Origin of the sequence: Salinispora pacifica CNR114 (assembly GCF_000514775.1) — a bacterium.
GTDB classification, from domain to species: domain Bacteria; phylum Actinomycetota; class Actinomycetes; order Mycobacteriales; family Micromonosporaceae; genus Micromonospora; species Micromonospora pacifica.
On the sequence record NZ_AZWO01000093.1, the window covers coordinates 1 to 1412 of the forward strand.

A 1412-nucleotide genomic window follows, 5' to 3' on the forward strand; every position below is an offset into this window, starting at 1 on the left:
ACGACTACCTGATCTCGCTCATCCGCACCGCGGCCCCGCGGCTGCCGGCGCGCTGCTCGCCTGGCTGGCCTCGACGGCGGGCATCGTCCTCGACGCCGACTCGTCCACCGCCCTCACTGCCGGGGCGGTGGCGCTGGCGATGGCCGGCTACTACGCCCTCGTCCGAGTCGCCGAGGCACGCTGGCCACGGCTGGGCGTGCTGCTGGGCACACCGGCAGCACCCACGTACGAGGCGCCGGGGCGGTAGGGTCGTCGATGCGGTGCCGCCGGTGACGTCCCGGCCGGCGCCGACCACCAAACATGTGCGCCCCGCCCGGCTGTGAGGCCAGGCGGGGCGTTTCGTCGTGTCGGGCCATCCGAGACACGCTCTTTAGCTGGGCTCAGGCAGAAAACAGGGCCTGGCAGCTACCCGGACCGGACTCACACCGGCAGGCGACGACGAGCTTACGACTCCAGATGAGCTACACACTCACACCTCCAGGTCCGCTGACGCACGAATCATCGAGGCTAGAGAGTCACATCACATATGAATTTAGGATCACAGCGCGTGATTAGGCGAATCGCCCTGACCTCTAGGTTTACTGGCACGCGACTACGTGTTGCTACTGTTCGTGAAAGAATAGAAAAAGTTAACTACTCAATGTGAGTATTGGCAGCGTGGTGCATCAGCGGTGATGCCCTGCAGGGGTCGAGTCGTTGATGTCGCAGGATCTACCCCTTGTTACCGAAAGTAAGTTTCTGTTACGATTGGTCGCGGGTTGCCTGAGTAGCGTCCTTTCTCGCAGGGCGCTGGCGCCCCTTACGGTCCAATATGGCGCAACCTCGTCACTAAGGAAAGGAAGTAGGTGCTTTAGATATGAAACCCTGGCACGCTTCGGCCCTAGTGGTCGTTGCCATCTTGGTCGTGTCCATACTTTGGCTAGTAAAAAAATTCAAAGATGGGCGTAGCGGGCGCCAATAGCGCGGAAATGTTTCTAAACTTGGGATAGACATACTTCGGAAGCCTCTTGTGATAGCAACAATGACATTGGTTGCATCGCTAGGTTCATCCTTGATTGGGGGTGCGCCAGCCGCCGCCGATCCGCAGGTGTGGAGGTGAGACGGCCCATTCGCTGGCTGTGGCCATCCCCATTGGGAAGCTTTGCGCAAGGGGGAGACTACTGCTAGGTGGTGGATGTCCGCAGGTTTCCTGCGGACAGGCTGCGGACGGCGAACTCGACACGCCTAGCCAGGTGTTCTGTTCTGTTCCGGTCGTCTCCGCGATGGCCTGTACGCCTTCGTACGCCTCAAGTGCGGCGCTGACGTCGCCGAGTTCGGCCAACGTCGCCGCGAGGTCAAATCTGTAGGGGACGGTCCATGCCGCACCTTTCGCGTACGGCGGCAATCCGTGCAGGCCAGTGCGAAGGTGCTCG

Annotated in this window: 2 pseudogenes; one reads left to right on the forward strand and one right to left on the reverse strand. The window is 61.3% G+C overall.

The features are described from left to right. Nucleotides 1-247, forward strand: a pseudogene (locus B118_RS29340) (hypothetical protein); the annotation flags it as partial. 916 nt (nucleotides 248-1163) lie between these two features. Here B118_RS29340 and B118_RS31375 read toward each other — a convergent pair. Beyond that, nucleotides 1164-1412, reverse strand: a pseudogene (locus B118_RS31375) (hypothetical protein); the annotation flags it as partial.